The sequence below is a fragment of the Pseudomonas sp. ABC1 genome, from assembly GCF_013395055.1.
Taxonomy (GTDB): domain Bacteria; phylum Pseudomonadota; class Gammaproteobacteria; order Pseudomonadales; family Pseudomonadaceae; genus Stutzerimonas.
Window position 1 is genome coordinate 681691 of record NZ_CP058349.1, and the last position, 25665, is coordinate 707355.

The 25665-nt window shown below is 60.7% G+C and carries 29 protein-coding genes and 1 tRNA gene; 15 read left to right on the forward strand and 15 right to left on the reverse strand.

The features are described from left to right. Positions 1-7: 7 nt before the first annotated feature. The 4 genes from HW090_RS02795 to HW090_RS02810 form a co-directional block, all read right to left on the reverse strand. A complete protein-coding gene (locus HW090_RS02795) occupies positions 8-817 on the reverse strand; it encodes a DUF3325 domain-containing protein (RefSeq protein ID WP_179112048.1) in 810 nt (269 codons plus the stop codon). Then, complete coding sequence (locus HW090_RS02800; RefSeq protein ID WP_179112049.1) at positions 817-1113, reverse strand: DUF3649 domain-containing protein; 297 nt, start codon at positions 1111-1113, stop codon at positions 817-819. The genes HW090_RS02795 and HW090_RS02800 overlap by 1 nt, the downstream gene beginning before the upstream one ends. Further along, positions 1110-2750, reverse strand: a complete 1641-nt coding sequence (locus HW090_RS02805; RefSeq protein WP_179112050.1) for a PepSY domain-containing protein — start codon at positions 2748-2750, stop codon at positions 1110-1112. Before HW090_RS02805 ends, HW090_RS02800 begins: the two co-directional genes overlap by 4 nt. A gap of 297 nt (positions 2751-3047) precedes the next feature. After that, positions 3048-3464 carry an HPF/RaiA family ribosome-associated protein gene (locus HW090_RS02810; RefSeq protein WP_179112051.1) on the reverse strand — a complete coding sequence of 139 codons (417 nt, stop codon included), beginning with the start codon at positions 3462-3464 and terminating at the stop codon, positions 3048-3050. A 226-nt stretch (positions 3465-3690) separates the two neighbouring features. Between HW090_RS02810 and HW090_RS02815 the strand changes: the two genes are divergently transcribed. Further along, positions 3691-4071 carry a DUF3597 domain-containing protein gene (locus HW090_RS02815; RefSeq protein ID WP_179112052.1) on the forward strand — a complete coding sequence of 127 codons (381 nt, stop codon included), beginning with the start codon at positions 3691-3693 and terminating at the stop codon, positions 4069-4071. 51 nt (positions 4072-4122) lie between these two features. Here HW090_RS02815 and dgt read toward each other — a convergent pair whose 3' ends face one another. Next, complete coding sequence (gene dgt / locus HW090_RS02820) at positions 4123-5622, reverse strand: dGTPase (protein ID WP_179112053.1); 1500 nt, start codon at positions 5620-5622, stop codon at positions 4123-4125. A gap of 255 nt (positions 5623-5877) precedes the next feature. Here dgt and HW090_RS02825 point away from each other — a divergent pair, with 255 nt between their 5' ends. The 4 genes from HW090_RS02825 to HW090_RS02840 all read left to right on the forward strand — a co-directional run bounded on the left by HW090_RS02825 (position 5878) and on the right by HW090_RS02840 (position 7654). Continuing rightward, positions 5878-6069, forward strand: a complete 192-nt coding sequence (locus tag HW090_RS02825) for a hypothetical protein (protein WP_179112054.1) — start codon at positions 5878-5880, stop codon at positions 6067-6069. Between the two features lie 71 nt (positions 6070-6140). Further along, positions 6141-6461, forward strand: a complete 321-nt coding sequence (locus tag HW090_RS02830; protein WP_179112055.1) for a DUF2025 family protein — start codon at positions 6141-6143, stop codon at positions 6459-6461. A 91-nt stretch (positions 6462-6552) separates the two neighbouring features. Then, entirely contained in the window at positions 6553-7254 is a 702-nt protein-coding gene (locus HW090_RS02835; RefSeq protein WP_179112056.1) for a YebC/PmpR family DNA-binding transcriptional regulator, read from the forward strand. A 55-nt stretch (positions 7255-7309) separates the two neighbouring features. Beyond that, positions 7310-7654 (forward strand): YajD family HNH nuclease, encoded by a 345-nt coding sequence (locus HW090_RS02840; protein WP_179112057.1) that lies wholly within the window; start codon positions 7310-7312, stop codon positions 7652-7654. 74 nt (positions 7655-7728) lie between these two features. Here HW090_RS02840 and HW090_RS02845 read toward each other — a convergent pair whose 3' ends face one another. Beyond that, on the reverse strand, positions 7729-8163 hold the full coding sequence (locus HW090_RS02845; RefSeq protein WP_179112058.1) for a universal stress protein: 435 nt from the start codon (positions 8161-8163) through the stop codon (positions 7729-7731). A gap of 170 nt (positions 8164-8333) precedes the next feature. Next, positions 8334-8633, reverse strand: a complete 300-nt coding sequence (locus HW090_RS02850; RefSeq protein ID WP_179112059.1) for a DUF2288 domain-containing protein — start codon at positions 8631-8633, stop codon at positions 8334-8336. A 175-nt stretch (positions 8634-8808) separates the two neighbouring features. Between HW090_RS02850 and HW090_RS02855 the strand changes: the two genes are divergently transcribed. From HW090_RS02855 to HW090_RS02875, 5 genes are all read left to right on the forward strand, one after another. Continuing rightward, positions 8809-9927, forward strand: coding sequence for a branched-chain amino acid ABC transporter substrate-binding protein (locus HW090_RS02855; RefSeq protein ID WP_179112060.1), 1119 nt, complete (start codon positions 8809-8811; stop codon positions 9925-9927). A gap of 157 nt (positions 9928-10084) precedes the next feature. Then, positions 10085-11008 carry a high-affinity branched-chain amino acid ABC transporter permease LivH gene (gene livH / locus HW090_RS02860; RefSeq protein ID WP_179112061.1) on the forward strand — a complete coding sequence of 308 codons (924 nt, stop codon included), beginning with the start codon at positions 10085-10087 and terminating at the stop codon, positions 11006-11008. An 8-nt stretch (positions 11009-11016) separates the two neighbouring features. Beyond that, entirely contained in the window at positions 11017-12273 is a 1257-nt protein-coding gene (locus HW090_RS02865) for a high-affinity branched-chain amino acid ABC transporter permease LivM (RefSeq protein WP_179114803.1), read from the forward strand. After that, positions 12270-13037: a high-affinity branched-chain amino acid ABC transporter ATP-binding protein LivG gene (livG, locus tag HW090_RS02870; protein WP_179112062.1), complete on the forward strand. Its 768-nt coding sequence runs from the start codon at positions 12270-12272 to the stop codon at positions 13035-13037. The genes HW090_RS02865 and livG overlap by 4 nt, the downstream gene beginning before the upstream one ends. Continuing rightward, entirely contained in the window at positions 13037-13738 is a 702-nt protein-coding gene (locus tag HW090_RS02875; protein WP_179112063.1) for an ABC transporter ATP-binding protein, read from the forward strand. The genes livG and HW090_RS02875 overlap by 1 nt, the downstream gene beginning before the upstream one ends. Before the next feature lie 44 nt (positions 13739-13782). Here the strand turns inward: HW090_RS02875 and dcd are convergent, their stop codons facing one another. Continuing rightward, the gene (gene dcd / locus HW090_RS02880) at positions 13783-14349 is read right to left on the reverse strand and encodes a dCTP deaminase (protein WP_179112064.1); all 567 of its coding nucleotides are present in this window, start codon (positions 14347-14349) and stop codon (positions 13783-13785) included. A gap of 452 nt (positions 14350-14801) precedes the next feature. On the opposite strand from dcd, the gene HW090_RS02885 reads away from it, so the two are divergent. Then, positions 14802-15011 (forward strand): cold-shock protein, encoded by a 210-nt coding sequence (locus HW090_RS02885; protein ID WP_179112065.1) that lies wholly within the window; start codon positions 14802-14804, stop codon positions 15009-15011. Positions 15012-15072: 61 nt separating this feature from the next. On the opposite strand, the gene HW090_RS02890 is transcribed toward HW090_RS02885, so the two are convergent. Next, positions 15073-15963, reverse strand: coding sequence for a dihydrodipicolinate synthase family protein (locus tag HW090_RS02890; protein ID WP_179112066.1), 891 nt, complete (start codon positions 15961-15963; stop codon positions 15073-15075). A gap of 127 nt (positions 15964-16090) precedes the next feature. Continuing rightward, complete coding sequence (locus HW090_RS02895) at positions 16091-16954, reverse strand: DMT family transporter (protein ID WP_179112067.1); 864 nt, start codon at positions 16952-16954, stop codon at positions 16091-16093. A 119-nt stretch (positions 16955-17073) separates the two neighbouring features. On the opposite strand from HW090_RS02895, the gene HW090_RS02900 reads away from it, so the two are divergent. Then, positions 17074-18456, forward strand: coding sequence for a PLP-dependent aminotransferase family protein (locus HW090_RS02900; RefSeq protein ID WP_179112068.1), 1383 nt, complete (start codon positions 17074-17076; stop codon positions 18454-18456). A 274-nt stretch (positions 18457-18730) separates the two neighbouring features. On the opposite strand, the gene apbC is transcribed toward HW090_RS02900, so the two are convergent. Further along, on the reverse strand, positions 18731-19819 hold the full coding sequence (gene apbC / locus HW090_RS02905; RefSeq protein ID WP_179112069.1) for an iron-sulfur cluster carrier protein ApbC: 1089 nt from the start codon (positions 19817-19819) through the stop codon (positions 18731-18733). 157 nt (positions 19820-19976) lie between these two features. Here apbC and metG point away from each other — a divergent pair, with 157 nt between their 5' ends. The 3 genes from metG (at position 19977) to HW090_RS02920 (ending at position 22471) form a co-directional block, all read left to right on the forward strand. After that, positions 19977-22010 (forward strand): methionine--tRNA ligase, encoded by a 2034-nt coding sequence (gene metG, locus HW090_RS02910; RefSeq protein ID WP_179112070.1) that lies wholly within the window; start codon positions 19977-19979, stop codon positions 22008-22010. Further along, entirely contained in the window at positions 22010-22219 is a 210-nt protein-coding gene (locus tag HW090_RS02915; RefSeq protein ID WP_179112071.1) for a cysteine-rich CWC family protein, read from the forward strand. The genes metG and HW090_RS02915 overlap by 1 nt, the downstream gene beginning before the upstream one ends. Positions 22220-22397: 178 nt before the next feature. Then, a tRNA-Gly gene (locus tag HW090_RS02920) sits at positions 22398-22471 on the forward strand. 98 nt (positions 22472-22569) lie between these two features. On the opposite strand, the gene HW090_RS02925 is transcribed toward HW090_RS02920, so the two are convergent. Genes HW090_RS02925 through HW090_RS02940 form a run of 4 tightly spaced genes read right to left on the reverse strand, consistent with a single transcriptional unit; the run spans position 22570 to position 25585 of the window. Continuing rightward, on the reverse strand, positions 22570-22899 hold the full coding sequence (locus HW090_RS02925; protein WP_179112072.1) for an XRE family transcriptional regulator: 330 nt from the start codon (positions 22897-22899) through the stop codon (positions 22570-22572). Further along, positions 22892-23257: a type II toxin-antitoxin system RelE/ParE family toxin gene (locus tag HW090_RS02930; RefSeq protein WP_179112073.1), complete on the reverse strand. Its 366-nt coding sequence runs from the start codon at positions 23255-23257 to the stop codon at positions 22892-22894. The genes HW090_RS02925 and HW090_RS02930 overlap by 8 nt, the downstream gene beginning before the upstream one ends. Before the next feature lie 49 nt (positions 23258-23306). Beyond that, positions 23307-24302: a tyrosine-type recombinase/integrase gene (locus HW090_RS02935; RefSeq protein ID WP_179112074.1), complete on the reverse strand. Its 996-nt coding sequence runs from the start codon at positions 24300-24302 to the stop codon at positions 23307-23309. Continuing rightward, positions 24302-25585 carry a hypothetical protein gene (locus HW090_RS02940; RefSeq protein ID WP_179112075.1) on the reverse strand — a complete coding sequence of 428 codons (1284 nt, stop codon included), beginning with the start codon at positions 25583-25585 and terminating at the stop codon, positions 24302-24304. The genes HW090_RS02935 and HW090_RS02940 overlap by 1 nt, the downstream gene beginning before the upstream one ends. Positions 25586-25665 lie beyond the last annotated feature (80 nt).

Here is a 25665-nt window from a genome sequence, read left to right on the forward strand (position 1 = left end):
GTCGCGCTTACTTGCTTTCGATGAAGCGTGTCAGCGAAGGGGAAACCTCGGCAAAATTGATCGCCTTGTGGTGCAGGCTGCCATCTTTCGCCTCGACCGTCAGCCAGAGCTGATCCGAGATTTTGGCCGCCGGAGGAATCGGAATCTCGACCCAGCGGTCCCAACGCGTGCCACTGAAGACATTACCGGCCGCGCGCAGCGAACGAGGCTTGCGCACTTTCAGGTAGGCGGCACGGATGTCGGCATCGCATGTCTCGCAGAAGCGAATGTAGAACGACTTGTGGAAAGAGCCAGCGGCCTCCTGTGGACGCTTGTGGTCGACCTCGGCCAAGGTGAACTCCCAGGGACCTATCGCATCGCTGTAGGCATCGTCGCGCAGTGTCGCCTTCAAGGGCGTATTGACGAAGGCCACGGCAAAGCCGACAGGCAGCAACAACAGCAATACGACAGCGATACGACGCCGCCACGGGTTGCTGATGCCGTCGAGGCTGGGGCTTTCCGGAACCTTGACCTCCTTGCCCTTGCGCGCAGGCTGAGGCTGCACCGGTTGCCATGGCCAGTTCGGCATATAGAACACCAGGGCGGCTCCGGCAATCGTCAGCCAGCCGAGCCAGGCCACGCTGCCAACGCTCCAGCCACGCACGTGGAAGTTCATGTAGAGCGCCAACGCCAGCAACGTCCAGCCGACTACCCGCAGCACACGGCTGAGCCGGACGGAAAGCGCTCGCCGCAGGAAATGCTTGGCATGCTTGTCCATCGCCAGGGCCAATGCCACGAAGCCCACCAGGCTGGTCAACAGAATCAGGACATCGATCATCAGGCAGCGCCTCCAGGCAGAAGCGCCCAACAGATCAGGGACAGAACCGCAGTGGGCACGACCATGCCCACCCATGCACGGGTCGCACTCCGGGTGCTGAAGACCCAGACGACAACGCCGGCGTAGACCGCAAAGCTGAGCAGCGTGGCCGCCAGGACCGCATGCGCCTTGGGCAATGGCCATAGCAACGCCAGCAATACTGTGATCGCAGAGGTCAATGCGTACCCGCCAACGACGGCAGCCAGCACCCGCGACGCCACCATCCAGCGATAACGCGCCGATTCACTGATATTCATTGCGTCACCGCTCCCTTTACCGTCGCTTTCGCTGCGTTCTCCGCGGCCTCGACCTTCAGCCATTTCTTCTTCAGTTTGAACGCCGCATAGGCGAACAGCCCCGCCAAGGCGAACATCGTCAGGTCAAAACCGGCCAGGACCCAATCCCCATAGGGCACGGTAACCCCCAGGTGCTTGTCGGTGGTCAATGCGTTGAGCAGAGGCAACAGGGCGTAAGCGACCACGGCGATCCAGAGGATTTCCAGCCAGGCTTTCTTCACCGGACGCAGCGCCGCATAGACGAACGTCCAGCCCCAGACCAGGAACAGGCTGTGCGCCTCCCAGTCGGCACGCTCGGCCATATCGACAGGCAGGAGGCGGTTGGCCCAGAAGTAGGCCGCAACGGCCACCGGCAGACCGACGATGGTGCCGGCGTTGAGAATTTCCACCAGGCGCAGGCCAGCGGCATCGAAACGCGACGCCGCATCCTTCTTCAGATGACGCCCACGCCGTTTGACCGTCCACAGGACCAGGCCGGTACCAATCATCCCGCAGCCCAGCAACCCGGAGAGCAGGTACAGCCAGCGCAACCACCAGTCAGCGAACCGGCCTTCATGCAGGGACAGGATCACGTTACGGGTTTCGGTTGCCGCCGTGCCCTTCTCCTCGCGAATCATCGGTTGCCCGTCCTCGGCGCTGAAGCGCAAGGTCGGTGCCTCGTAGACCTGCAACTGGCCGCCCTTGAGCTTGTGCACGTCGATATAGGCACCCTCTTTCTCGGGGTGGCTCACACTCAGCGATGCGACACTGCCCTCTCCCCACTGTGCCTCGGCCTTCGCCAGGACACTCGCCAGCGACACAGCCGGTTTGCTGACGGGCAGGTAGACCTCGCCCGTGTTGCGATCAAAGATTTCGTCATAGAACTTGGTGCGCCCGGCATCCGAACTGCCATACAGGGTGTCGAGCGCTGCGGGCATGTACTGCGAGGGAAAGAACACCAGGCCGCTGTAGGTGATCATCAGGAAGAAAGGCAGCGCCATCACACTGATGATGTTGTGCGCGTCGAGCCAGGAACGCTGTCCCTTGCCAGGACGGAAGGTGAAGAAATCCTTGAAGATCTTCTTGTGCGTGATCACGCCCGAAACAATGGCAAGCAACATGAGCATGGTGCAGACACCCACCAGGCGAATCGCCACATCGTAGGGAATGTAGTGCAGCGCATAGTGCATCCGGTACAGCAAAGAACCGCCACCGGTGCTACGCGTCTCTACGGCTTCCTTCACTTCGCCGGTGCGGAAGTCGAGCTCCTCGCTGTTGTAACGCCCCCATGTCTGGCCACGCTCGGGCATTTCCTCCCAGGCGATTTCAAGGCCATGCACCTGCCGTGCGCCCTGATCGTAGTGCGGCAGCTCGATGCTCCAGTTCTTGGCATTGAGGCCATCGCGTTCCAGACGCGACAGTGCAAGCTCGAGCGCCGCGCCACGGTCCACGTCCTGCAGACGCTCGACAAGGGGCAACTCGGGGCGCATCCAGCGAGAGATTTCATTCGTCACATAACCAGCGGTACCGGTGACGAACACGAAGAACAGTACCCAGCCAACCACCAGCCCTGTCCAGGTGTGCAGCCAGGCCATCGACTGGCGGAAACCTTCCTTCATTGACTTAACCTTTGCCTTTTCCAGGTAGCGAGGGCAACGGTTCTGAAAACGATCGCCCAGCGTTTCATGAGTCGGGCAGCACCTTTCACGGAAAGGCATCGCGCGCCACATCATATCGGGGCGGTAGGTTAGCGAAATCGACCATCAAAGCCTAGTGAGAATCAGTCTTGAAACGGCTTTTCCGGCAATATGCAATGGATAATTGAGAAGGGATTACAAACACTAGCGACAAAGGTATCGGATCATCGGAAATGGCCTGCCGGAAGGGCTCCGGACAGGCCAATGTGGTGCGGAGAATCAGGACGAACGGACCTGCTCGTCAGCCAGGAAATCCTCTTCCAGCAGGGCATCCTGTTCGGCCCGCGCAAGGCCGTCGTTACCCTGCGGCTGACCCGCCGCCCGCTTGCTGCGCAACTTGCCGAACTGGTGCGTAAGGGCGTTGCCCAGTTTCTCGATGGCGCCGTCCACGGCCAGTTCGAGGGATTCCGCCTTGTGGGTCACGGAAATGGGTTGCAGCCCCTTCGGGCGTGCTTCGATCTGGCAACGCTTGTCCTGGGCACCGGACTTGTCGCCGTTCTCATCGTTCAGATGGACCACGACACGGGTCAACTCTTCGTCGAAACGCTCCAGCCGGTCAGCCACGCTGGCGCTGACCCACTCGACCAGTCGGGCGCTGCCTTCGATATGGTTATCGCTATGAACCTGAATTTGCATAGGTTTTTCCCCTTTCGCCTTCTGGCATGACTGTGCGTGCCTAAAGCTATGCCATTGTTCGACGCTTTACGCAAGCCGGGTCCATTTCCGAACGTCACAAATACGCAAAGATGTGACCATGGGCAAGAAATGGAAAAGTCATTTACCCTCGGCCTGGACAATCTCGACGAAGCGTTGTCACAACGAAGCAGTTCATCCATCACTTCATCCGCAAAGGAATCCTGCAATGAGCCTGTTCAGCACAATCCTGGAAAAACTCGGCTTCGGCGAAAAAGCGCATGCGGCACCCGCCCCCGACGCGGTAACTGCCACGCCTTCCGAAGCGCCGACGACCCAAGCCATCAGCAAGGTGGACGTGACCGCGAAGCTCGAAGAGCTGGCTGCGAAACACCCGGAAAAACTCAACTGGCGGACCTCGATCGTCGACCTGCTCAAACTGCTCGGCCTGGACAGCAGCCTGGGCGCCCGCAAGGAGCTGGCCAGCGAACTCGGCTGCCCGGCGGACAAGCTGGCCGACTCGGCCAGCATGAACATCTGGCTGCACAAGACCGTCCTGCAAAAACTGGCCGAGAACGGCGGCAATGTGCCGGCCGAACTGCTGAACTGATCCACGCGTGATCATCGACCGTCCGCGGCCATAACGGCCGTGGACAGTCGCTCACAGCGCGCTCAACGCCCTGTACTCATCCTGCGCATGCTGATCGGTCATGCCGCTGACGAAGTCCTGCAGCATCCGGGTGCGGTGATAGAACTCCCACAACGGCGCATCCGCCGCATCTGCATCGATCGCCCTGATCGCCTCGTGATAGGCCTTGACCAACTGGCTCGGCAGACGCCGCGCCAGCATCTGCAAATGCGGTTCGCTGCGGCAGGCACCCTCCGTCAGCGACTTGAAGATATCCGGGGTGACCCGCAGCAGACGGCCATAGTCGTCCAGCAACCCCTGCAGAATCCGATACCCCTGCAATTGCAGCGTTTCGACCTCGCGGTGGCAGAACACATGCTCCATCGCCACGTCCTTGAAGGTCTGCACGATGGCATTGGGCAAGCTGTCATCCTCCAGCAGCGCGCGATCCAGCGTACCGTGATAGACCGCCTCGATATTGTCGATGAACTGCCGTGCCGCATGCTGCACCAGCGGATGCACCATGTTCACCCGCAACCAGATGAAAAATTCCCCGACCTTGTTGATCGGCTCCTTGTCAGCGCGCTCCTTGGCGTACTCCAGCATCGAGCGGAAACTGCGTCGCGTCCCCGGCAACGGCGTCTCCGCCGAGGCATGCTGGGCGAACTTGGCCGATAGCAACTGCACCAGTTGGTCGATGCTGAAGATGCCCTTCTCCACCGAGTCTTCGATATCCGCCAGGCAATAGGCGATGTCATCGGCGGCCTCCATGATATAGACCACCGGGTGCCGGGTGCCCACCTGCTGGCCGAGTGCGCTGCGCATGCCCTCGACGAAAGGCTCTTCCGACAGATAGAAACCGGGTTTCTTGTGCAGATAGGCGCCAGGCGTCCCCTTGGCGGGCTTAGCGGCGTAGGCCGGACGCACGTACTTCATCAGGCCAGCCGTCTGCGTATAGGTCAGGTTCAAGCGCAGCAGCGTGGTCACCAGGCGAATCGCCTGGGCGTTGCCTTCGAACTGCTTGAGGTCACGCAGCATCTTCGTGCGCAGCTCGCCCTCGCCATCACCCAGCGGCACTGCACGTTCGAACAGCGCATCCAGCGAACGCTCGAACCATTCACCAATCGCATATTCGCCAAAATGCCCGAAGGGTGGGTTGCCGATATCGTGCATCAGGCAGGCCATTTCGACCAGGCTCTCGAAAGCCCCCTCGAGGCCGTCCAGCCCGTACTCGCCGGCACGCTCGCCAAGCTGCTTGTAGAGTGTTCTGACGATAAAGCGCCCGACCTGCTGCACCTCCAGTGAGTGAGTCAGGCGGCTGCGCACGGCCGCATTACGCTCCAGCGGGAAAACTTGCGTCTTCTGCTGCAAGCGCCGCACGGCCGCCGAGTTGATGATGCGCCCACGGTCGCTTTCCAGTTGGTCGATCACCGCTTGCAGGTTCTCGTCCACCAACGACGAAACAGGCTCCGGCCTGCTGCCATGGGGACGCTGGCGGGAGATCCTGTGCTTGAAATTCACCACTTCCGACATGATGCGACTCGACTCGGACGAAAGCCCGAAGCCTAACGCGATGCCGCACACATACCAATCAACATCTTCGAGGCAAGGCAGTAGCGTCTGCTGCTGCGACCAAATGTCATGCCCGCCAGCCCCGGCGCAGCCCTCACCACGACACGCCTGCATTGCCGGACAGGCCGCTCGGAGCGACGTCCAGCTCATGGCAGGCGCCTGGAAATGCCATGACCAATCTGTTATTCAGGCGCTCTCCAGGTCACGGACACACACATGAGCCGCGCAGCATTCCATCAGCAACATGCCACCCAGGCCGCCGCCGAGGCCGCCCGCCTCTATCGGAAAAAGAGCGAACTGGGTGCGCACTGGCTGTCCTGGGTGGCCACCGAGCTTTACCGACTGACCCCGCCGCCCTATGCGGCCATGGTACGAAGGGAGCTGGAGCGCTTGCAGAACCAGCCATGACGACTTCGGAACCCACCGAAGCGAAGCACACTTGCGTGTAAACCATCGAACGATCCATACGAGGTTTACCCATGAGCACGACATCATCCGACATCTGTGCAGCCGCCGACCGCCTGCAAGGCTTCGTCGGTTTCAACAGAAAGAGCGGGCAGCACATCGTCCGCTTCAGCGAAGACTCCTTCGGCATGGACGTGGCCGACGACAGCATCACGCCGGCCAACGAATTCGTCTGGCAACCGGTCGAGGGCGGCCTGATGGCACTGCGCCGCGAGCTGCTGCAGATATTGCTCGACCAGCATGTGGACGACCGTCTGGTCATCACCACACCGCTGCTGGTCTACATGCGCCGGGACGACCTGCCGGAGATCATCGCCCAGCGCCAGCGGTGCTGAACGCTGCAGACAACCGCAGGACACGCTCGTCGTGATGGCCCCGGCGAGCTAAAATCCGTTCCCCGTTCACACCTCAGCAAGCGAGACCCCCATGGGCGCACAGTGGAAAGCCAAACCCAAAGAAGCCGCAGCCAATGCTCGCGGCAAGATATTCGGACGCCTGGTCAAGGAAATCATGATCGCCGCCCGCAATGGCGCCGACCCGGACATGAACCCCAAGCTGCGCCTGGCCGTGCACCAGGCCAAGAAAGCCTCCATGCCCAAGGAGACCCTGGAACGGGCCATCAAGAAAGGCGCCGGCCTGAGCGGTGAAGTCGTGCACTTCGAGCACACCACCTACGAAGGCTTCGCGCCCCACCAGGTGCCGCTGATCGTCGAATGCGTGACGGACAACATCAACCGTACGGTCGCGGAGATCCGCGTACTGTTCCGCAAGGGGCAGTTGGGCGCCAGCGGCTCGGTCGCCTGGGACTTCGAACACGTCGGCCTGATCGAGGCCTCCAGCGATAACGGTGCCGACCCCGAGCTGGCCGCCATCGAAGCCGGCGCCCAGGATTTCGAAGAAGCCGATGAAGGCAACACCCTGTTCGTCACCGACCCGACGGATCTTGATGTCGTCAGCCGCGCCCTGCCGGAACAAGGCTTCACTGTGAACACCGCCAAGCTTGGCTACAAGCCCAAGAACCCCGTCAGCAACCTGACGCCGGAACAGCTCGAAGAAGTGGAAGCCTTTCTCGAGGCCATCGACGCCCACGACGACGTGCAGAATGTCTACGTGGGCCTCTCGGTCTGAATGACGCAGTGCACTGCAAGCGCCATGTTCCTTGCAGTGCAGCGAAGAGGATGCGATGAGCACGACGAAGAGCAGCACGCCCTATAGCCAGCGCGAGCAGGGTTACCGGGAAAAAGCGCTGAAAATGTACCCGTGGGTCTGCGGCCGCTGCGCTCGGGAGTTTTCCGGAAAGCGCCTGAGCGAACTGACGGTCCACCACAAGGACCACAACCACGACAACAACCCCGAAGACGGCTCGAACTGGGAACTGTTGTGCCTGTATTGCCACGACAACGAACATTCGCGCTACACGGACAATCAGTACCAGGCAGAAGCTCGCCCCGGCAGTGACCTCGGGCCGAAGGAAACCTTCAAGGCCTTCGCCAACCTGTCGGACCTGTTGAAGAAAGGAAAGAACTGAGAGCCCCACGGACTCCAGATAGCAAAACGCCGGAGCGAGGCATTGCGCACTCGCTCCGGCGTTTCATATGACACTTACTTGATCAGGATGACCGGCACCGACACTTCGTGGATCACACGAGTGGTCGCCGAGCCCAGCAGCATGCCGCTGAAGCTGCCCAGACCACGGGTCCCCATCACGACGGTGTCACAACCCAGGCGCTTGACCGTATCGCTCACCTGCTCGGCGACGTTGCCGAAGACTGCATGGGTTTCGTGCTTGATCGAAGCGGCCGCCAGAACGTCGGAAGCCTCCTGCAGCACACCCTTGGCCTTGGCCAGCAGCCCGCTGTTCAGGTTTTCGATGATGTTGGCGGTGAAATACTCGCCATACATGCCACCCTCGTAGTACTGCACGTTGAGTACATGCACGTCGAGTTCGGCGGAGTATTCACGAGCAAAATCCACAACGTATTGAAGGGCACGTTTCGAGTTATCGGACCCGTCGAAAGCAACCAGAACCTTGCGCATTTCCTATCTCCAATTCGATTGATGTGAACAGCATAAAATAGTCGCACTGCCTCGGCAGGCAAGAGTCGACTTGCATTGACCTGGCACAAGACATGAGCGACTAGCAGGCCAACGAGAAACACGGGATACCACTTTTACGACCTGTCGACGATAGCAGACGGAGCCGATGCTCAGCCCCTCTCCTGCACCAGCACCCAGGGTGCAACCACGACCGCCCAGAGTTCAGGGTCCCTCGACAGCCAGTCTTGCGCCTTGCCGGGTTCGACCCTGGCGACCCCGGCAGAACCCAGCCAATGGCTGACGCGCGCCTGGTCGTCTTCGGCGAACGCCAGGGCCACCTCGACCAGATCGACCCCGTCCGCCACATGCAGCAACGCCCCTCGGGCGAAGAAAGGCTGCAGTTCCTGCCAGGAAATGACTGCGGTCTCCCCGAGCAACTTCGCGTAGAGCACGCCCTTCTCTTCCATCATCCAGAACCCTTGAGAAAAACCCGGACATGATAGCGCTTCCCTCCGATGGCTATGCAAGAAAACGGCTACCCCTCTACACTGTACCGGTACAGTTGCCGGAGCATCGATCTCCGGCCCCTTACTGGCCAAGGCCAGTACAAGGACTCAAAGAATAACGATTAGAAGTGGAGCATTTATGCAAACCAGACGACATCTTTCCGGGCTGCTGCTGGCAGCGGCACTGAGTGGCGCCACCAGCGGTGCATTCGCCGCCGATACCATCAAGATCGCCCTTCCCGGCCCGGTAACCGGCTCGGTCACCCAGTACGGCGACATGGTTCGCGCCGGTGCGCAACTGGCCATCGAGCGCATCAACCAGGCCGGCGGCGTCAATGGCGCCCAGCTCGAAGGGGTCGTCTACGACGATGCCTGCGACCCCAAGCAGGCCGTAGCCGTTGCCAACAAGGTGGTCAACGATGGCATCCGCTTCGTGGTCGGGCATGTCTGCTCCAGCTCGACACAACCCGCGTCCGACATCTATGAAGACGAAGGCATCCTGATGGTGACCCCGTCGGCCACCGCGCCAGAAATCACCGCACGCGACTTCCAACTGGTGTTCCGCACCATCGGCCTGGACAACCTGCAAGGCCCGATTTCCGGACGCTACATTCTGGAACACCACAAGGACGACACCATCGCCGTCCTGCACGACAAGCAACAATACGGCGAAGGCATCGCCAGCGAAGTGAAAAGAACCCTGGAGAAGAGCGGCGTCAAGGTCACGCTCTACGAAGGCCTGAATGCCGGGGACAAGGACTACTCATCGCTGATCTCCAAGCTCAAGCGCGCCAACGTCAACTTCGTCTACTTCGGTGGCTATCACCCGGAAATGGGCCTGCTGCTGCGCCAATCCAAACAGGCAGGCCTGCATGCGACCTTCATGGGTCCGGAAGGTGTGGGTAACACCGAGATCAGCGCGATCGCCGGCGATGCTTCGGAAGGCATGCTGACAGTACTGCCGCGCGCCTTCGAGGACGATCCGAAAAACCAGGCGCTGGTCGAGGCCCTCAAGGCCAAGGGCGTCAACCCCAGCGGCTTCTTCATCATGCTCGCCTACTCGGCGGTCGAGGTCATCGCCCAGGCCATCGAGAAAGCCGACAGCACCGAACCCGAGGCAGTCGCCCAGGCACTGCGCACCTACAGCTTCGAGACGCCGACCGGCACCCTGAGCTTCGACGCCAAGGGCGACCTGACGAGCTTCGACTTCACCGTCTACAAGTGGCACAAGGACGGCAGCAAGTCCCTCGCTCAGTAACGCTGACATCCGTTCGCCCAGAACCCACGGCAAGCGCCGTGGGTTTTCTTTGCGGCCCGCCCCAGGCAATCGTTCTGCAGACACCCGGGAACGCTGCGTGATCTGAACCACGGTTGCCGCGATAAACGCTCTGTATCGGTATCGACGAGAGACACCCATGCCCGAGTTCTACCACTACCTGCAACAGTTGGTTAACGGACTGACTGTCGGCAGCACCTATGCCCTGATCGCCATCGGCTACACGATGGTCTACGGCATCATAGGCATGATCAACTTCGCCCATGGCGAGGTCTACATGATCGGCTCCTATATCGCCTTCATCGCCATCGCCGGGCTCACCATGCTCGGTATCGAAAGCCTGCCCCTGATCGTCATGGCCGCCTTCGCCGCCACCATCGTCGTGTGCAGCGCCTACGGCTACAGCATCGAACGCGTCGCCTACCGCCCCCTGCGTGGCGGCAACCGGCTGATCCCGCTGATCTCCGCCATCGGCATGTCGCTCTTCCTGCAGAACGAGGTGATGCTGGCGCAGGACTCCAAGGACAAGTCCATCCCGACCCTGCTGCCCGGTAACTTCATCTTCGGCGAAAGCAGCATGAACGGCGTGGTCATTTCCTATATGCAGGTGCTGATCTTCATTGTCACGCTGCTGGCCATGCTCGGCCTGACCCTGTTCATCTCGCGCTCGCGGATGGGGCGCGCCTGCCGTGCCTGCGCCGAAGACCTGAAAATGACCAACCTGCTCGGCATCAACACCAACGGCATCATTGCCCTGACCTTCGTCATCGGCGCCGCACTGGCGGCCGTGGCCGCCGTCCTGCTGGGCATGCAATACGGCGTGATCAACCCGAGCCTGGGCTTCCTCGCCGGCATCAAGGCCTTTACCGCGGCGGTACTGGGTGGCATCGGCAGCATTCCCGGCGCCGTGCTCGGTGGCTTGCTGCTGGGGGTGGCGGAAGCCTTCGGTGCCGACCTGTTCGGCGACCAGTACAAGGATGTGGTGGCGTTTTCCCTGCTGATACTCGTCCTGCTGTTCCGACCCAGTGGCATCCTGGGCCGTCCGGAGGTCGAGAAAGTATGAACCCCGCCATTAGCAAGAATCTCAAGACGGCTTTCTTCAGCGCCCTGCTGGTACTCGCCGTCGCCTATCCGATACTGGGCCTGAAGCTCACCACCGTCGGAATCCGTCTCGAAGTCCATGGCGCCAGCCCGACCGTACTCTGGAGCGTCGTCGCCTGTGCCATCGGCATGTTCTGCTGGCAATTGCTGCGCGGCTATCTCGGCGCCGCCTGGGGCAAGACGCCGGGCCTGCCCAGGGTCCCGGAAAGCGCCAGCAACTTCCTTACCCTGCCGTCGACCCAACGCTGGGCGATCCTCGCCCTGATCCTGCTGGCCCTGGCCTGGCCGTTCTTCGGCTCGCGGGGCGCGGTGGACATCGCCACACTGATCCTGATCTACGTGATGCTCGGCCTCGGCCTGAACATCGTGGTCGGCCTGGCCGGCCTGCTCGACCTCGGCTACGTGGGCTTCTACGCCGTCGGCGCCTATACCTATGCCCTGCTGTCGCACTACTACGGGCTCGGGTTCTGGATCTGCCTGCCGCTGGCCGGTCTGATGGCGGCCATATTCGGCTTTCTGCTCGGCTTCCCGGTGCTGCGCCTGCGCGGCGACTACCTGGCCATCGTCACCCTCGGCTTCGGCGAGATCATCCGGCTGCTGCTACGCAACATGACGGAAGTCACCGGTGGTCCCAACGGCATCAGCGGCATCGACAAACCGACCCTGTTCGGTCTGTCGTTCGACCGTCGCGCCGCCGAGGGCATGCAGACCTTCCATGAGTATTTCGGCATTGCCTACAACTCGGTGAACAAGGTCATCTTCCTCTACCTGATCGCCCTGGTCATGGTGCTGATCACCCTGTTCGTCATCAACCGGCTGCTGCGCATGCCGATTGGCCGCGCCTGGGAAGCCCTGCGCGAAGACGAGATCGCCTGCCGCGCACTGGGCCTGAACCCGACCGTGATCAAGCTCTCGGCCTTCACCCTCGGCGCTACCTTCGCCGGGTTCGCCGGCAGCTTCTTCGCCGCGCGCCAGGGGCTGGTTTCGCCGGAGTCCTTCACCTTCATGGAGTCGGCGATCATCCTCGCCATCGTCGTGTTCGGCGGCATGGGCTCGCAACTGGGCATCATCCTGGCCGCCATCATCATGGTCCTGCTGCCGGAGCTGACGCGGGAGTTCAGCGAGTACCGCATGCTGATGTTCGGCGCCATGATGGTGCTGATGATGATCTGGCGCCCACAAGGCCTGCTGCCCATGCAGCGTCCACACATGGAGTTGAAACGATGAGCCGCATCATTCTGCAAGCCAGCGGCCTGTCCATGCGCTTCGGTGGACTGTTGGCCGTCAATGGCGTGAACCTGAGCGTCAAGGAGAAACAGGTCGTGTCAATGATCGGCCCCAACGGCGCCGGCAAGACCACGGTGTTCAACTGCCTGACCGGTTTCTATCGCCCGACATCCGGCAGCATTCTCCTTGACGGCGAAGCGATCGAAGGGTTGCCCGGCCACAAGATCGCCCGCAAGGGCGTGGTGCGCACCTTCCAGAACGTACGCCTGTTCAAGGACATGACCGCGGTGGAAAACCTGCTGGTCGCCCAGCATCGGCATATCAACACCAACTTCCTCTCCGGGCTGCTGAAGACCCCGGCCTTCCGTCGCAGCGAGCGGCAGGCCATGGAAAACGCCGCCTACTGGCTGGAGCAGGTCGACCTGCTGGACGTCGCCAACCGCAACGCAGGGACACTGGCCTATGGTCAGCAACGGCGCCTGGAAATCGCCCGCTGCATGATGACCCGCCCTTCCCTGCTGATGCTCGATGAGCCGGCGGCCGGCCTCAACCCCCGGGAAACCGAAGACCTCAAGGCATTGATCGGCATGCTGCGCGACAAGCACGGCGTGACCGTGCTGCTGATCGAGCATGACATGAAGCTGGTCATGAGCATTTCCGACCACATCTTCGTCATCAACCAGGGCACGCCGCTGGCCGATGGCAGCCCACAGCAGGTCCGCGACAACCCTGACGTGATCAAAGCCTACCTGGGAGAGGCGTGATGCTGTATTTCGAAAACATCTGCACCTTCTACGGCAAGATCCAGGCGCTGCACGACATCAATATCGAGGTGCGCCAGGGCGAGATCGTCACCCTGATCGGTGCCAACGGTGCCGGCAAATCCACCCTGTTGATGACACTTTGCGGCAGCCCACGCGCCAGCAGCGGCAGCATTCGCTACCAGGGCGAAGAACTGGTCGGCCTGGAAACCCCGCTGATCATGCGCAAGAGCATTGCCGTGGTCCCCGAAGGCCGGCGCGTGTTCGCACGCCTGACCGTCGAGGAAAATCTGGCGATGGGGGGCTTTTTCACGCAGGCAGAGCCGTTCCAGGAGCAACTGGACAAGGTGCTGCACCTGTTCCCGCGCCTGAAGGAACGCTTTCATCAGCGAGCCGGCACAATGTCCGGCGGCGAGCAGCAAATGCTCGCCATCGGTCGCGCACTGATGAGCAGGCCGAAACTGCTGCTGCTCGACGAGCCGTCCCTGGGACTGGCGCCGATCATCATCCAGCAGATCTTCGACATCATCGAACAGCTGCGTGAGGATGGCGTGACGGTTTTCCTGGTCGAACAGAACGCCAACCAGGCGCTCAAGCTGGCGGACCGTGGCTATGTGCTGGAGAACGGTCACATCGTCATCCAGGGCAGCGGTGAAGAGTTGCTGAACGACTCGCGGGTACGCGACGCCTATCTGGGCGGGTGAACCCGTGGTTTCGAGCGGCAGGCGGAAGCTGCCGCTCGGGATCGTCAGGCCTTGGGCAAGGTCACGCCACGCTGGCCCTGATACTTGCCGCCACGGTCACGGTAGGACACTTCGCATTCCTCGTCCGACTCCAGGAACAGCATCTGCGCCACGCCTTCATTGGCGTAGATCTTCGCCGGCAGCGTGGTGGTGTTGGAAAACTCCAGCGTCACATGCCCTTCCCACTCCGGCTCAAGCGGCGTGACATTGACGATGATCCCGCAGCGCGCATAGGTGCTCTTGCCCAGGCAGATGGTCAGCACATTACGCGGAATCCGGAAATACTCGACGGTGCGCGCCAGTGCAAACGAGTTGGGCGGAATGATGCAGACATCACTCTTCACATCGACGAAGCTTTTTTCATCGAAATGCTTCGGGTCGACCGTGGCCGAGTTGATATTGGTGAACACCTTGAACTCATCGGCGCAGCGCACATCGTAGCCATAGCTCGATACGCCATAGGAAATAAGCGCATTCGCACCTTCCGCACGCACCTGGCGCTCGACGAAAGGTTCGATCATGCCGTGCTCAAGCGCCATGCGGCGAATCCACTTGTCCGATTTGATGCTCATGTGGGCGTCCCGATCTGGATGATAAAAATTGCAATGGCGCATCTTACCGAGGCACCGCCCTGCTTCAAAGGGCCATGACCAAGGTCGCCAGCGTTACACAGGGCGCGCGACGGGCAAAAGGCCTGCTGGGCGCCACGCCACACCTGGAAGCCACCCCATCTGAACCGACCAGCCCCACGAAAGAGCCTGCCTTGAATGGGGCGTGGGCAACTATTTCCTGAGCTCGCCAAGAACTGAATCCAGAGGGCTGCGCATGACCAGTGAAAATAAATTCGCATTACCACGCAAATGAGGTATCTTGCGTCGGCTGCTGCTGCATGTGTCACCGTGAATCGCTACATGTTTAGATCTCGATCCAATCATTGGTACGACTCCTTTTACTCCTTGCACACAGTCACGGTCGGGTAACAGCCCGTCCACTCTTCATTTACTTCGTTCAAGGAGACATTCAAATGTCCAATCGCCAAACCGGTACCGTTAAGTGGTTCAACGATGAAAAAGGCTTCGGCTTCATCACTCCGCAATCCGGTGACGACCTCTTCGTACACTTCCGCGCCATCCAAGGCGACGGCTTCAAGACCCTGAAAGAAGGTCAGAGCGTTTCTTTCGTCGCTACCCGCGGCCAGAAAGGCATGCAAGCCGAGGAAGTTCAGGTTATCTGAACCCTCCCAGCTTCATGAAAAAAGCCCCGCACTCGTGCGGGGCTTTTTTTTCATGGCAACTTCAGGCCACCTCCAGTTCATCGAGCATGCTCGCGAGGCGCTGCCGCACGTCCCCGTGCAGCGACTTAACCGGCAAAGGCAGGCAAGGACGGGAAACCAATCCGCGAAGCTCGGCGGCCGTGGCCGTAACGCGCAAGCTGCCGTATTGAAGGAACAGCGCCCACAATGGCGCGAGCCGCTCGGAGAGGCGCGAAGCCTCCTCCACACTCCCCGCCTGTGCATTCCGAATGATCGCCAAGGCGATTTGCGGAAACAGGCCAGCAATCACCGAGTACCAGGCTTCACATCCAGCGTTCAAACCCGTGGCGGCGAAGGCGTCACCGCTGACACCGATCGTCACATGCCGGGGGATCAGGGCACGCAGCTGTTCGATACGCACTTGCGCCGCGCCGGGGGCGGTCGGCACACCCGGAATCTTGATCGAGGCGACATTGGGAAGTTGCGCTATTCGGCCATGCAGTTCATCGCTGAACTCGAAATGCGTGGTAGCCGGGTTGTCATATACACATAGCGGTACGGACAAGGAACGGGTCACTGTGTCGAAGAGATCGAACACCTCGTCGTCAGAGAGTTTCTGATAGGACACCGGTGCCAGCAGTACGCCACGAGCGCCGGACGTCTGCGCATCTTGCGCCAGCTCCAGGACATCGCGCGTTCGCAAAGCACCAATGCCGACGACCACCGGAACGTCGCCCGCATGCTGGACAGCAAGCCGTGCAATACGCAGGCGCTCGTGCCGCGAGAGGTAGGCATAGCTGCCGGTCGATCCCAAGGCACCGATGGAGTCGACGCCAGCCGTAGCCAGGCGTTCGATCAACCGAGCGAACGCAGCTTCGTCGATACCGGCCTCACTCAAGGGAGACAGCGGGAAAGCACTCAAACCGGAAAACATGGTTTCATCCTCCAAAGTATTACCCTCGCGGTACTGCGCAGAAGGCGCCCAACGCGTCTGGTGGCCTGCTTGCCCGGCACAGAAGGAAGTGCGCTCCAGAGCAGCCCCAGGCATGGCGCATAGCGGCTCACTTGGCGTACTTCTTTGCCCCTGCGACGCAGACGACCGCGGCCACCGTCACCAACAGCATCGTCCAGCTCACCTTTTCGTGAAGCAGCAGCGCAGCCAGGCCAAGCCCCATGAAGGGCTGGAACAATTGGAGTTGCCCGACCGCCGCGATACCGCCCTGCGCCAAGCCGCGATACCAGAACACGAAGCCGAGCAACATGCTGAATATCGAGACGTAGGCGAGGCCGATCCATGCGGGGGTGCCTACAGAGTCGAATGAGGCAGGCAAGGTCAGCAGCGCGATCGGCAGCATGATGGGCAGCGACAACACCAGCGACCAACTGATGACCTGCCAGCCGCCCAGCGTGCGGGACAGGCGCGCGCCTTCCGCATAGCCCAGGCCACACACGACAACGGCGGCCAGCATCAGCAGGTCGCCTTGCAGCGAAGCCTCACCATTGCCCATGAGTGCGTAGCCGACGACAAAGGCTGCTCCGATGGTCGAGAACAGCCAGAAAGCCAGACGGGGGCGCTCGCCGCCGCGAAGCACCGCGAAGACCGCCGTGCAGAGCGGCAGCAGCCCCAGGAAAACGATCGAATGGGCGGATGTGACGTGTTGCAATGCCAGCGCCGTCAGCAGTGGGAAGCCGATCACGCCACCCAACGCGCTCAATGCGAGAGAAAGCATGTCGACAGCCTTCGGTCGGGGCTGTCGCAGCAGAAGCAGCAGCGCAAGGCCCAGCACGGCGGCAATGGTTGCACGCGCGCAAGTCAGAAACGTCGGGGCGAAGTCAACAACGGCTACGCGAGTTGCAGGCAACGATCCCGCAAAAATCGCCACGCCGATAAATCCGTTGATCCAGCCGCTCGTTGTTTTTTCCATCAGGAACTCCTTGGTTGACGGGTTCCAGTAGAGCGCCGACAGTGCAGGTCAAGCCAGGTACAATCCAATACAATTGAAAATATCTGTATTGGATTAGACTCCAGTACGGTGAGGAAAAAATGGCACGGAACGGCACGAGAATCGAAGCGGTAATGACGGACATCCAATCGCGGATTGCCTCTCGCACCTATCTGCCGGGAACTCGCCTGCCATCCGTGCGCGCACAGGCGCGGGCCCTGCGGGTTTCGGTCTCGACCGTGGTGGAAGCCTATGAACGCTTGACCGCCGAAGGCGTCGTCGCTTCGCGCCCAGGCTCGGGGTTCTATGTGAGCGGGCCGGTCGCTCCGCTCGCATTGACGCAACTCGGCCCCAAGCTCGACCGGGAAGTCGATCCGCTGTGGGTATCGCGCCAGTCGCTGGAAGCGGACGCCACCGTCCTCAAGCCGGGATGCGGCTGGCTACCCTCCACGTGGCTGTATGAGACAGGGATGCGCCGCGCCCTGCGGGCGCTGGCGCGGGCCGACACAGTGGAGCTGACCGAATACGCCACGCCGCTTGGCCATCCGGCGCTACGCCAGTTTCTTTCGCGACGGCTGGCAGTAGCGGGCACCGAGGCGGCTCCCGAGCAGATCATGCTGACAGAATCGGGCACGCAGGCCATTGACCTGATCTGCCGTTTCCTGCTGGAGCCGGGCGATACCGTGCTGGTGGATGACCCTTGTTATTTCAACTTCCATGCCTTGCTCAAGGCTCATCGTGTGCAGGCCGTGGGGGTGCCCTATACGCCGAACGGGCCGGATGTGGAGCGGTTCGAGGCCGCATTGAAAGAGCATTCTCCCCGCCTCTACATCACCAATTCGGGCATCCACAACCCTACGGGGGCGACACTTTCCCCCGTGACGGCGCACCGGCTCCTGAAACTGGCCGACAGTTCCGATCTGGTGATTGTCGAGGACGACATTTGGGCGGACTTCGAGATCGCTCCCGCCCCAAGGCTGGCTGCCTTTGATGGCCTCTCGCGGGTGATCCAGATCGGCGGTTTTTCCAAGACCATCTCGGCCTCGCTTCGCTGCGGTTATATCGCGGCACGAAGGGATTGGATCGAAAGCCTTGTCGACCTGAAAATCGCCACGACCTTCGGGGGCGGACGGCTGGCCGCTGATGCGGTACTGATGGCATTGACCGACAGCGGCTACCGCAAGCATATGGAGACGGTCCGGCAACGGCTGGCAACGGAAAGGATGAAGACCATTGCACGGCTCGAAGCCCTTGGCATTGAGCCCTGGCTGGTTCCCCAAGCGGGCATCTACCTCTGGTGTCGGCTGCCGAAAGGGATAGATGCCGCAACCATTGCCCGATCCTGCTTGAAGGACGGTGTGGTTCTGGCACCGGGCAATGCTTTCAGTCTGTCATTGGGCGCGAGTGACTTCTTGCGTTTCAACGTCGCGCAATCCACCGATGAGCGGGTTTTCGACGTGCTGGCACGTGCGCTTTCTACATAGCAAGGCGTGGCGGCAATCCGCCGCCCCAGCCGTTGCTCAATCACCAGCCCTCACCGCACCAAGCTGGAACCCTTGCCATCAAGCATGACTGCGTCTGCCCGCCAGCATGACAGAACGCCGGAAAATCCCGGCCACCCGCAACCCATCGGCTGCGGACGATGCCCCCGCGTTCGTCAACAGTGTTCTTGACGACTTGCGCCAGAGTTCGCTGCAGCGCTGCGCGAGCGACACATGGCTCGATACCGGACACGTTTCATTCTCGGGCCGACAACGATCAATCGTCAGTGATCGTGATGTTCGGCATGCCATGCCCAGCATTTGCCCCACCCTGGGAAATGCGCGCCCCGACCGTCCGTGCCACTTGCTGGTAGATCATGGCGATCTGGCTCTCCGGATCGGCGATCACCGTCGGATGCCCCGCATCCGCCTGGCTGCGAATGGCCATGGACAGCGGCAACGAAGCCAGCAACTCGACATCGAACTGCTCCGCCAGGCGCTCACCGCCGCCCTCGCCAAACAGATGCTCAGCATGGCCACAGTTGGAGCAGATGTGCACGGCCATATTCTCCACTACCCCCAGGATGGGGATATTGACCTTGCGGAACATCTCCACGCCCTTCTTGGCGTCCAGCAATGCCAGGTCCTGCGGCGTGGTGACGATCACAGCTCCAGCCACCGGAACCTTCTGCGCCAGTGTCAGCTGGATATCACCGGTGCCCGGCGGCATGTCCACCACAAGGTAATCGAGGTCGTTCCAGGCCGTCTGGTTGATCAGTTGCAGCAAGGCACCGGAGACCATGGGGCCACGCCAGACCATCGGGGTACGATCATCGGTCAGGAAGGCCATGGACATGACCTGTACACCGTGGGCTTCCAGCGGCACGAACCACTTCTGATCCCGCACCTGCGGCCGCGTACCCTCAGGAATACCGAACATGATGCCCTGGCTGGGGCCGTAGATATCGGCATCCAGCATGCCGACCCTGGCCCCTTCGCGCGCCAGCGCCAGCGCCAGGTTGGCTGCGGTGGTGGACTTGCCCACACCGCCCTTGCCCGAGGCCACCGCGATGATGTTCTTCACCCCCGGCAATTGCGCCTGCGCCTTGTGCGGCTCGATCACGCACTCGACCTGCACCTGGGCACTCTTCACCCCCTCGATCCCTTCGATGGCACCCGCGAGCAACTGCGACCAGCCCTTGCGGAACAGCGCTGCCGCATAACCCAACTCGAGACGAACATCGACCTGCCCACCACGGATATCGATCCCTCGCACACAGCCGGCACTGAGCGGGTCCTGACCAAGATGTGGATCGGTGTACTGACGCAATACGGCTTCAACCGCCTGACGAGTCACGACGCTCATGGGTACTCCAGAAAGACCGAGTAAAACAGGCGGCCATGATAACAGCAGCGTCGCCGCATGCAGCGCAACCGGTTGCCGCAACCACGTATAGCCTCTGCCTCGGCGCTTCCTTTATAGTGATCGGTCTTTCCGTGTCAGCCATGTAGCCTTGATCACCATGTCCGAAACTCGCAAGATTCTCGTCACCAGCGCCCTGCCCTATGCCAACGGCTCGATTCACCTCGGCCACATGCTCGAGTACATCCAGACCGACATGTGGGTGCGCTTTCAGAAACTGCGCGGCAACCAGTGCATCTATGTCTGTGCCGACGATGCCCATGGCTCGGCGATCATGCTGCGCGCGGAAAAGGAAGGCATCACCCCCGAACAACTGATCGCCAATGTGCAGGCGGAACACAGCGCCGACTTCGCCGACTTCCTGGTCGACTTCGACAACTTCCACTCGACCCATTCGGAAGAGAACCGCGAACTGTCGGAACTGATCTACGGGCGCCTGTCAGCCGCCGGTCATATCGCCACACGCTCGGTGACGCAGTACTTCGACCCGGACAAGGGCATGTTCCTCGCCGACCGTTTCATCAAGGGCACCTGCCCGAAATGTGCGGCCGAAGACCAGTACGGCGACAACTGCGAGAAATGTGGCGCCACCTATGAGCCGACCGAACTGAAGAACCCACGCTCGGCCATCTCCGGCGCAGTGCCGGTGCTGCGCGATTCCAAGCATTTCTTCTTCAAGCTGCCCCAGTTCCAGGCGATGCTGGAGCAGTGGACCCGCAGCGGTACGCTGCAGGAGTCGGTAGCCAACAAGTTGTCCGAGTGGCTGGACGCCGGCCTGCAGGAATGGGACATCAGCCGCGACGCACCCTACTTCGGCTTCGAGATCCCCGGTGAACCCGGCAAGTACTTCTACGTCTGGCTGGACGCGCCGATCGGCTACATGGCCAGCTTCAAGAATCTCTGCGCGCGCCGCCCCGAGCTGGACTTCGACACATTCTGGAGCAAGGACTCGAGCGCAGAGCTGTACCACTTCATCGGCAAGGACATCGTCAACTTCCACGCCCTGTTCTGGCCAGCCATGCTCGAAGGCGCAGGCTTCCGCAAGCCCAGCGGCATCAACGTGCACGGCTACCTGACGGTCAACGGCGCGAAGATGTCCAAGTCGCGCGGCACCTTCATCAAGGCTCGCACCTACCTGCAGCACCTTGACCCTGAGTACCTGCGTTATTACTACGCGGCCAAGCTCGGACGCGGCGTGGACGACCTGGACCTGAACCTGGAAGACTTCGTGCAAAAGGTCAACTCGGACCTGGTCGGCAAAGTGGTCAATATCGCCAGCCGCTGCGCCGGTTTCATCCTCAAGGGCAACGACGGTATTGTCGTGGCCGAGCGTGCGGCCCCCGAACTGAACGAGGCCTTCCTCGCCGCGGCGCCGTCGATCGCAGAAGCCTACGAAAACCGCGACTTCGCCCGCGCCATGCGCGAGATCATGGCGCTGGCCGACCGTGCCAACGCCTGGATCGCTGACAAGGCGCCCTGGTCACTGAACAAGCAGGAAGGCAAACAGGCCGAAGTCCAGGCGATCTGTGCCCAGGGCATCAACCTGTTCCGCCAGTTGGTGATCTTCCTCAAGCCGGTCCTGCCGAACCTGGCCAGCGCCGCAGAGACCTTCCTCAATGTGCCGCCGCTGACCTGGAACGATCATCGCAGCCTGCTCGCCGAGCATCGCCTCAACACCTTCACGCCGCTGATGACCCGTATCGAGCCAGCCAAGGTCGAAGCCATGGTGCTGGCCTCCAAGGAAGACCTGGAGGCCAGCCAGAGCAAACCGGGTAACGGCGAACTGCTGAAGGCGCCCCTGGCGGCAACCATCGACTTCGATGCCTTCGCCGCAGTCGACCTGCGCATCGCGCTGATCGAGAAGGCCGAATTCGTCGAAGGCGCGGACAAGCTGCTGCGCCTGACGCTGGATATCGGCGATGCAAAGCGCAATGTCTTCTCCGGCATCAAGAGCGCCTACCCTGATCCGAGCAAGCTCGAAGGCCGCCTGACCCTCTACGTGGCCAACCTGGCAGCGCGCAAGATGAAATTCGGCCTGTCCGAAGGCATGGTGCTGGCCGCCGGCCCTGGTGGAGAAGAAATCTACCTGCTCAGCCCGGACAGCGGCGCCCGCCCAGGCCAGCGCGTGATGTGATGCAACAGGACAGCACCGGCAGCCAACCCGTCGACCAGAGTCGCTGCCCGCTCTGCGGGCAATCGAATACCTGCGACCCGACGGGCGACTGCTGGTGCTTCCACACCCCGATCGAACGCCAGGCGCTGGAGCGCATTCCGCAATCCTTACGGGGCCAGGCCTGCCTGTGCCCCGCCTGCGCAAAAGCGGCAGAGTCCCATACGCTGTAAGCAGATGCTTGCTCGGGAACGGCACACCGCTAAACCCGAAAATCCTGCCACTGGCTCCTCCGGATACGCGGCCCCATCGCGACAAATGCTCTCTGATAGCACGCCAGGCTTTTTTTCGACGACCGCTTCTGGTAAAAAGCACCCTGCAATTCGCGGACAGCCCTGGCTACCGCTTATAGCGGGCGTCGTATAATGGTAATACCCTAGCTTCCCAAGCTAGAGCCGTGGGTTCGATTCCCATCGCCCGCTCCAGATCGCGTCACCTAAGGCCCTGAAAATCAAAGGATTTTCGGGGCTTTTTGTATTCAAGGGGACACAGGTGTCGAAAAAGTGTCGAAAACGGCAAAGGGTTACGCGGTAACGCCGTTGGATTCCAGATCGGAAAAGTTGCTGATCCTCACTGCGCCATCAGGGAAGCGAGCAATCACCTCAAGCTCACCGCCCATTGCCTCAATGTGGCTACGCAGTGTGGAGATATACATATCCGTACGTCTCTCCATCTTGGCGATGGCCGGCTGCTGTACATGCAGCAACTCGGACAACATCTTTTGCGACAAGCCACGCGCCTGACGCAACTCATGCAGGGGCATTTCAGCCAACAGCGCTTCCGCCTTGGCCATCACACGCTCTTGAGACTCAGCGGGCATTTTGGCTCGCAGGTCCGCAAATTTATTAGCCATCGAGCAAACCCTCCTTTTTCAACTGATCCAGGTGCTCATCGTATAAACGATCAGCGATCGGTACATTGACCTCATACCAACGCCCGTCCCCCGTCTTGTCGCCACCCAGCAGCAGGATTGCCGAACGCCTGGGATCGAACGCATAGAGCGTGCGCAAAGGCCGTCCATCATGCTGTGTACGAAGCTCCCGCATATGACCATGGCGAGAACCGTTGATACCCGAGCTATGCGGGTACCCCAGCGAAGGCCCACGTGCCTCTAGAAGTTGAACAGACACCGCGACCGATTCCTGCTCATCAACCGAGAGAGTTGCCCACCACTCGCCAAACTCATCGGTGTATTCAATATCCCATGTCATGGCTGAATATAGCCCCCCACAAATATTCCGTCAAAGGAATGTATTCTCATCACTTCTTTCCCCCTGCCTTGATAGGGTTCAAGCGCAAGGCATCGAGCAAATGGTCTGGAGACAGATGCGCATAGCGCATAGTCATCGACAAAGAGGCATGGCCCAGGATTTTCTGTAACGTCAGGATGTTCCCGCCGCCCATCACAAAGTGACTGGCAAACGTATGACGTAGAACATGCGTGGCTTGGCCTGCTGGGAGCTTGATCGAGGTCGACTCCAGAACACGGCTGAAATGCCGCATGCACTTGGTAAATGGGCCATGGGTCTTGAAGTGGTCGAGCAATGCCTGCTCAAGCGCCGTATCAATCGGGACAGTACGGGTTCGCCGCGACTTGGTATTGGCAAAGGTCACCATCCCATTCTTGACACGCTCAGCCGTCAGATTCTGAGCCTCTCCCCAGCGCGCTCCAGTAGCCAGGCAGATACGAGCGATCAGGCCGATATGAATGCAGATCGGTCGTGTATCCAGGGCAGCCAGAATCTCTTCAATCTGAGCATGAGTCAGGAAGGACAAAGGGCGCTCTTGCAACCGCAGTGGCCGTACCTTGGCCAAAGGATTCGGATAGTCGATCTCGCCAAGGCGGATCAGCTCATTGAACATTGATTTCAAATAACCCAAGCGGTTATTCAGTGTCTTGCCATGCACCCCAGCAGCAAGCGACTGGCCACGCAGTGCACAGAACTGGTCGGCGGTGAACTTTACGCCTACAGGGTTTCCAAGCTCGACAACCAACTTGGCCAGCACCCCACGCAAGCGCACAGAATCGGCCAAGGTGTGGCCGTGCAGTTCGTAATAACGCTCACTCAGTTCGGAGAGCCGCCGCTGATCCTTCGGCTTGGGCGACCAATCAGGCGTATCGATGCACTTGGCCCTACAGGTAGCCTCGAAGCGCAACGCTTCAGCCTTGGTCTTGAGCGTCTTGCGGAAACGCTTACCTTTGATCGGTTCTATGTCAGCTTTCCAGCGGCCATCGGGCAGTTGCTCAATTGCCATCAGACCGCCCGCCCCCATCTGACATGCCGCTCTTCCAGAAGCATCTCGATATGGTGGAACAGCATGGCTTCGGTCATATCCTTGGCCGCGTAGTGGTCGCGGATTACTGGCCAGCACTCCCACTGCTTCAGGCACCTATAGGCCTTTTTTGCCGGGACACGCTCGCGAGCCAGCAGGCTAACGAAGTTTCCCAGGAACAGTTCGACGTTCTTGCCGCTGAAGCCCTTGCTGGTCTTGTAGTAACGCTTGTAGGCGGTGTCGTCGATCAGCGAGAACACCGGCAGATCGACCTTCACGTCTTCACGAATCAAGGTCCAGATTGGTTCGAAGTACCCAGGACGGCTCAGCAACTTGAACTGGAGCATGCCGTAGCGCCACAGGCCGTCCAGATGCCCCGAGAAGGCCGAGAACGTGCGCGTGTCGATCACCACGCCGGTATGGATATCCACCGAGCCACTGGCGAATTGCTGGATGATCGAGTGGTGGTAGCGTAGCTCGACACGCCACACGTCCTGTTCCGAGTCATAGTTGGCCGGGTCGCTTTCGTCGAAGCTGTCACCGCGTTTCCAGACGCTTTCCCAGTAGTCGAGCTTATCGGTTGCCCTGGCCTGATCGGTCTTGTTGTAGATGGCCAGCTGGACGCCACCCGCAGAGCCGAACATGAAGGTTTCCCCGCGGCCGTAGACGCTGCTTTTTGTGTCCCAGTGCAGTTCGTTGATGCCGGAAATATCCCGCACGTTGCGGGCACGGCAATGCATCCGGGCAATCAGGTCGACAGGAGGCACCCAGCCTTGCAGGTCCAGCGCGAGGTGGACAGCACACTGGTTCTGCTCGATATGCGTCATCACCTCCCCGGCCAGTTCATCCAGGCGCGCCTGGAGACTTTCCGGTGACTGGCTGTCGATGGCATGGGGCGAGACTTCGACTTTCAGGTGTGGACCGACGTTCTCCAGCTTGGCGTTGAAGTTCTTGATCAGCAGGATGATGCCAAGGTCAGCGTTCTGCAGCTTGTACTGGTAGCCCGAGTCGCGCCCGACACGACCGGCATGCCACGTCTCGCCAGCGAACTGGACCAGGGTGCCTGGTTTCTCAAACAGGCACATGACTTCGGGACGAAGCATCCCCCGGTACAGTTGGCGGACCGTATCCACTCCGCAACGGAGCAACCGAACCCGGCTCAGGTCGGTCATTTTCTGAGAACCAGGGCAAATGAACAGACGCCCCTTCGGGTCTTCCAGGGCTGTCTCAACATCCAAACGAATTTGATCTTTTGCCTTGCTCATTCTCTCATCCAATGCTGAATACTGCGGAAATGAAGATTGGTTTATAAGACGTGTTACAGGGACGTCACGGGCGCGTAGGC